This is a genomic window from Streptomyces fuscigenes (assembly GCF_021556455.1).
Classification (GTDB): Bacteria; Actinomycetota; Actinomycetes; order Streptomycetales; family Streptomycetaceae; genus Streptomyces; species Streptomyces fuscigenes.
On the sequence record NZ_JAKGCV010000344.1, the window covers coordinates 1 to 6,010 of the forward strand.

The 6,010-nt window shown below is 76.5% G+C and carries 6 protein-coding genes; 1 reads left to right on the plus strand and 5 read right to left on the minus strand.

From position 1 onward, the window contains the following. Positions 1-131 precede the first annotated feature (131 nt). Positions 132-857 carry an isocitrate lyase/PEP mutase family protein gene (locus L1885_RS21850; RefSeq protein WP_235798867.1) on the plus strand — a complete coding sequence of 242 codons (726 nt, stop codon included), beginning with the start codon at positions 132-134 and terminating at the stop codon, positions 855-857. Positions 858-930: 73 nt separating this feature from the next. Here L1885_RS21850 and L1885_RS21855 read toward each other — a convergent pair whose 3' ends face one another. From L1885_RS21855 to L1885_RS21875, 5 genes are all read right to left on the minus strand, one after another. Then, the gene (locus L1885_RS21855; RefSeq protein WP_235798868.1) at positions 931-1,902 is read right to left on the minus strand and encodes a serine/threonine kinase C-terminal domain-containing protein; all 972 of its coding nucleotides are present in this window, start codon (positions 1,900-1,902) and stop codon (positions 931-933) included. 3 nt (positions 1,903-1,905) lie between these two features. Next, positions 1,906-2,406: a hypothetical protein gene (locus L1885_RS29255; RefSeq protein ID WP_308117373.1), complete on the minus strand. Its 501-nt coding sequence runs from the start codon at positions 2,404-2,406 to the stop codon at positions 1,906-1,908. Beyond that, positions 2,390-4,054: an AbeC-like domain-containing protein gene (locus tag L1885_RS21865; protein ID WP_235798869.1), complete on the minus strand. Its 1,665-nt coding sequence runs from the start codon at positions 4,052-4,054 to the stop codon at positions 2,390-2,392. The genes L1885_RS29255 and L1885_RS21865 overlap by 17 nt, the downstream gene beginning before the upstream one ends. Before the next feature lie 411 nt (positions 4,055-4,465). After that, positions 4,466-5,455: a malate dehydrogenase gene (locus L1885_RS21870; protein WP_235798870.1), complete on the minus strand. Its 990-nt coding sequence runs from the start codon at positions 5,453-5,455 to the stop codon at positions 4,466-4,468. Between the two features lie 230 nt (positions 5,456-5,685). Further along, positions 5,686-6,010: DUF2690 domain-containing protein (locus tag L1885_RS21875; RefSeq protein WP_235798871.1), on the minus strand; the 325-nt coding region annotated here is incomplete at its 5' end.

Consider the following 6,010-nt stretch of genomic DNA (forward strand, 5'->3'; position numbering starts at 1 on the left):
GTGCGGGCCGGCCGCCCGCCGGCCCCGTCCGCGGGCGCGGCCGCGCCGAGGGCCGCCCCCGGACCGGCCGTGCGGGAGAGTACGACCGCAGTCCACCGTCCACGCACCGACCCGAGAACGGGACAGCCACCATGCCGAACTCCCCCGTCGACGCCTTCCGCGCCGCCCACCACGACCGGGCGCCCGAGGACCCGCTGGTCCTGCCGGGCCCCTGGGACGCGGGCAGCGCGCAGGCCTTCCGCGACGCGGGCTTCACCGCGCTCGCCACGCCCAGCGCGGGCGTCTCCGCCTCCCTCGGCTACGAGGACGGGGAACTGCCCTTCGAGGACATGTTCGCGGCGGTCGCGCGCATCACGCGCGCCGTCGACGTGCCCGTCTCCGCTGACCTGGAGGGCGGTTACGGGCTCAAGCCGGAGGAACTCGTCGAACGGGCCCTGGCCGCCGGGGTGGTGGGCTGCAACCTGGAGGACTCGCACCGGGGCGTCCTCAAGGACCCGCGGCAGCACGCCGACTGGCTGGCCGAGGTGGTCGCGGCGGCGGACGGCGCGCTCGTCGTGAACGCCCGCGTCGACACCTTCATCACCGGCGACACCGACCCCGCCTCCGCCGTCGAGCGCGCACGGCTGTACGTGGCGGCGGGCGCCGACTGCGTCTACCCGATCCTGGCCCCGCACGACGCCCTCCCGGACCTGCGCGCGGGCATCGACGGGCCGATCAACGCGGTGTCGAACGTCCCGGGCCCCGCGCACGCGGAACTCGGCAAGCTCGGCGCCACCCGCATCACGTTCGGCCCGATGCTGCACCGCAGGGCCATGGCCGCGGTGAAGGAACTCGGCGGCGAGGTGCTCGGCGGCTGAGGAGCCGCGCCCCGGCCCCGGCCCGTCCGCACGCGGGGGCGGGGCGGGGCCGGGGAGGCCGGGCCGCCGGAGGTCAGGCCGCGGGCGAGAGCGGGGGGCCGTCGGGGGCGAAGCGGGAAAGCGCGGCGCCCAGGACGGTGTCCTGGAGGGGCACCTGGTCCTGGGGCGCCGCGACGAGCACCGCGTACTTCGCGCCGTCGACGGCGGTGAACACCCGCTCCACGCCCTGCCGCACGCCGCCGGTCTTGGCGCTGTCGTAGGAGTAGACCAGCTCGGCGGCGTCGCCCGCGGGATTCTCCGGACCGCCCGGCACCCGGCCGAGGCTGATCTCGTCGTAGCCGGGTTCCTCCGAGAGCCCCTCGGACGCGGCCCGGGCCGCCCCCTCGGGCGTGAGCGACTTCTCGGTGACGGTGAAGATCTGCAGGAGGCTCGCGCCGTCGGGCGACGTGTAGTAGACGGACGCGCCTTTCTCGCTGCGGGTCCAGTCCTCGGGCACCGCGGTCGTGAAGCCCTTGGCGTCGTGCACCTCTCGGATACCGTCGGGCAGGTCCCCGCCGGCCGTGGCGGAGGGGCTCGCGCCGTCCGTGCCGGACGGGTCCGGGTCCTCGGAGAGGTCGTCGGACGGCTCGCCCGCCGCCGTCGAGGCCGCGGGGCGGCCGGAGGGGTGCGGGGACGCCGGCGCCCCCGCACGGGGCGGCGGCGCGTCCGTGCCGAACGCCAGCCAGGACCCCGCGGCGATCGCGCCCAGCAGCACCACGCCCGCGGCCGCCGCGGGCAGCCCGCGCCGCGCGCGCAGCGCCGCCCCCAGCCGGGCTCCGCGGCCGGGCCCGCCTTCCGCGCCCGGGCCGATCAGCACCGCCGTGTCCTCGCCGGGCGCGCCGGGAACCCGCGCTCCGCCCGGCAGGCGCGGCGGCAGGGACGGCAGCGGCGGCGGGGGCGGTCCGTACGGCGCCACCGGGGTGCCGTCCTCCCAGCGCTGTGCCTCGGCGTTCCACCAGGGCCGCGGGCCCGGTGCGGGTCCGCCCGCTCCACGCGCTCCGTTCACCCGTCAGCTCCCCAGCAGTCCGGCGATCGACTCGGCCACGGCGACCCCCGACGCGAGGCTGCCGGTGACGGCGCCCGCCAGGCCGAGTGCCTCGCGCAGCCGGGCGAGCCGGCCGGGCGACGCCGCGCCGGCGGTCGTCACCTCGCCCTCGGTGCGGGCGAGTTCGGCGTCGAGCGCGTCCGTCCCCGCGGTCGGCACGAGCCGGCCCAGGTCGGTGCGCAGCGCGCGCACGGCCGCGAGGAGTTCCTCCTGGGCCGGGTCGGCCGCGCCCGCGTGGTGGTGCGTGACGTGGGTCGCCGTGCCGTGGTCGCCGATGTTCAGCGCGCTGGAGGTCACCGAGCCGATGTGGACCCCCGAGCCCGCCGGGGCGGCCTGGCCGCCCGTGCCGCCCGGGGTCTCCCCCTCACCGGCGGCCCCTGGCCCGGCGCCGCCCGGCGCGTGGTCGCCGCCGTGGCCCGTTCCGAGTCCGAATCGCCGGTCGGCTCCGTCATCTGCCCTGGTCACGGCTGGTCTCCTTCTCGTCGCGGACGCTGACGGCGTTGTGGTCGCCGATGCCGATGGCGCTGTCCTTCGCGTTCTCGATGAACACGCCCCGGCCGGACACCTGGATGATCCGCTGCTCGAACTCGCCGGTCGCGTAGCCCGCTTCGCGCAGCGCGGCACGGACCCCGCCCGCGACCCGGTCCTCGATGCTCCTCACGTAGCGGCGCACGTCCATCTCCTGGAAGCGCGACAGGTCGGTGTCGGAGCCGAGTTCGCGCACGGAGAGCGCGGGCCCCTCGGGCAGCCCGCGGGCGTACCCCCCGGTCAGCCGCCGCCAGCCCCGGATCACCGACCGCGCCAGCGTGGGCAGGGCGGCGGCCGGTGCCGCTCCGGCGTGCGCGAGCGCCCAGGCGATCCGGCCCGCCGGGCTGTTGCGCAGATGGCGGTGCGCCTGGCGGTCCGCGTCGCGGAAGTCGGGGCGCACGGGCAGCAGCACGTGGGGCGCGAACTCCACCATCAGCATGCCGCCCTGGGTGTGCACGCGTACGAACACCGTGACGACGACCTCCTCGTGCCAGCCGCCGACCCGGACACGCAGGAAGTGCCTGCGGCTCTCACCGCCCTCCTCCACCGCGGCGGCGCGGTGCTCCTCGACGGCGTGGGGCGCGTAGGGCGCGCCGTCGCGCCGTGACATGCCGTCCGCGGGCAGGAAGACACACTCGTCGACGACGAGTTCGCGCAGCCGGTCGCGCACGGCCTCGCCCTCCCGCCCGGTGGCGCGCGGCGACGGCACGCGCAGCGCCTCCACGAGCGGGCGCACCCGGCGCAGCATCTCCGCGTTGTCGACGGGCAGGGCCTCCACGCCGTCGCGGGGCCGCAGCTCGACCGACAGGCTCCACACGTCGAAGGGCAGCCCGTAGCCGCAGAACGGCTCGCCCGAGCGGTACATGGACAGCGGCGCGTGCTGCTCGGCCCGGAGGCGGTCGCGCAGCGCGGCCAGGCGCGGATTCCCGGCGATCCGCTCGGCGGGATCGGCGCCGAGCGCGGGGAAGCGGCTTCGGGACAGCTCACCCGCCATGACGCTCGCGAACTGGCCCCGGCGCGCGGCGACCGCGGCCACGATCAGCACGAGGAGGAACAGCGCGAGCGCGGACATCCCCTGCCCGCCCGCGCCGGAGGGCAGGAAGGCGCCGCGCAGGCCGCCGGGGCCGTCGAGGCCGTCCAGCGCCCCGCCGGAGCCGCCGCCGAAGCCGTCGGAGCCGATCGGACCGTCGTACAGGGCCGCCGGGCCGTCGCCCCCCGCCCCGAACAGGCCGCCGACGAGGACGGTGAGAGCGGAGAGGAACGTCAGCCGCCCGAACCAGCGCGCCAGGAACCCGAGGACGAGACGGGCGGGGTGCGGATGCGCGGCCCGCCCCCTGATCCAGGGCGCGAGGGCCATCCACACGGTCCCCCACCACAGGAACACCCCGGCGCCCGGCTCGACGAGCGCGGCGGCGAACCACAGCACCACCAGCACGCACGCCCAGCCGACCTCGAAGCGCCGGGCGCGCACCGCGTGCAGCAGGACCCGCGCCGCGTCGAAGCCGGCCGAGGGGGCGGGGAAGCGCTCCTCGTGCAGGTGGAGTTCGTCCAGGACCTCGTCCCGGTAGCCGGCGTCGAGGTACACGCCCGCGCACAGATACCGGCACGCCTCGCTGGCGCCGGGCCGGACCGGCTCGGGCGCCTCACGTGCTTCCGGGCGCGGGGCCGGCACCGGGGCACCCGGTGCCGGCGCCCCGGCCCCGGGTGCGGGCGCATGCTGCTGCGGCGGTGGCGCCGCTGATTCGGACACCTGAGCTCGACCCCCGTGTCGACATGGTCCGGCGGTGCGCCGGAGGCAGCACCCTACGCGCCGCCGGGGGGCCGGCGCAGCCCAAAAAACGCCGGAACTCCCCGTGATTGACGGGGAGTTCCGGCGTCCAGGGGCCGGCGGGCGGGGCCCGGGGTCAGCCGTACGGGGTACGGCCGCGCGGCCGCGTCACCCGCGGGGGCCGCGCGGCGGGCCCGTACGGGGCCGGGACGCGCGGCGCCCGTGCGCTCAGATCAGGCCGAGGCCGCGGACCGCGTCGCGCTCCTCCGACAGCTCCTTGACGGACGCGTCGATGCGGGTGCGCGAGAACTCGTTGATGTCGAGGCCCTGCACGATCTCGTACGAGCCGTTCTTCGTGGTGACCGGGAAGGAGGAGATCAGGCCCTCCGGGACGCCGTACGAGCCGTCGGAGACGACGCCCATCGAGGTCCAGTCGCCCTCGGCGGTGCCGTTGACCCAGGTGTGGACGTGGTCGACGGCCGCGTTCGCGGCGGAGGCCGCCGAGGACGCGCCGCGCGCCTCGATGATGGCCGCGCCGCGCTTGGCGACGGTCGGGATGAACGTCTCGGCGAGCCAGGTCTCGTCGTTGACGGTCTCCGCGGCGTTCTTGCCGGCGATCTCCGCGTGGAAGATGTCGGGGTACTGCGTGGCGGAGTGGTTGCCCCAGATGGTGAGCCGCTTGATGTCGGCGACCGAGGAGCCGGTCTTCTGCGCGAGCTGCGTCAGGGCGCGGTTGTGGTCCAGGCGGGTCATCGCGGTGAAGCGCCCGGCCGGCACGTCGGGGGCGGCCGCGCGCGCGATCAGCGCGTTCGTGTTGGCCGGGTTGCCGACGACGAGGACCTTGATGTCGTCCGCCGCGTTGTCGTTGATGGCCTTGCCCTGCGGCTTGAAGATGCCGCCGTTGGCCTCCAGCAGGTCGCCGCGCTCCATGCCCTTCGTACGGGGGCGGGCGCCGACGAGCAGGGCCACGTTCGCGCCGTCGAACGCCTTGTTCGGGTCGTCCGTGATCTCGATGCCCGAAAGGAGCGGGAAGGCGCAGTCGTCGAGCTCCATCGCGGTGCCCTCGGCGGCCTTGAGGCCCTGCGGGATCTCCAGGAGTCGCAGGCTGACCGGCACGTCCGCGCCGAGCAGTTGGCCGGAAGCGATGCGGAACAGCAGCGCGTAGCCGATCTGGCCGGCCGCGCCGGTGACGGTGACATTCACGGGAGTGCGGGTCATGGCGATCTCCGATAGCAAGCTGGCGGTGTGGGGTCCTGCCCTGGTGTGTGCCGGCCCCTGGTGTGCGGGACGCCTCCCCACAACCGCCTCGGAGCGGCCGCCGGTCCGGGTCGCGGCCGGGACCTTCCGAATCTTGATGTGAAGAGAAATCCAGCGGCCAGGCTATCCGACGGGCGGGCTCGGACACCTGTGCCCCCGGGTGTCGTGCCTCACCGTGCGCCTCCGCGTCCTCACCGTGCGGTGGCGCAGCCCTCCTCCCCGTCCGTGAGCACCAGGCACGCGCGCAGGCCGTGCGGGTCCGGCGCGGCGACCATCGGCGTGTACGCGCCGGTGCGGGGCCCCGTGTCCGCCGCGACCGGGCTGCCGCCGGGGGTGATCACCAGGGTGCCGCCGGGCGCCGAGCCCGTGACTCGGGCCCAGGCGGCGTCGCAGGCCGCGCTGTAGCGGACCTCCACGAACGCGCCGCCGACCGCGCCGGTGGCGAGGGTCGTGGCCCGGCCAGAGGCGCAGCCCATGTCCTCGGGGTCGCGCCCGGCGCACGCACCGGGGGCGCAG

Excerpts from the sequence above, each read along its gene's own strand:
- L1885_RS21850 (WP_235798867.1), top strand. The coding sequence starts at position 132 with ATGCCGAACTCCCCCGTCGACGCCTTCCGCGCCGCCCACCACGACCGG.
- L1885_RS21870 (WP_235798870.1), bottom strand. The coding sequence starts at position 5,455 with ATGACCCGCACTCCCGTGAATGTCACCGTCACCGGCGCGGCCGGCCAG.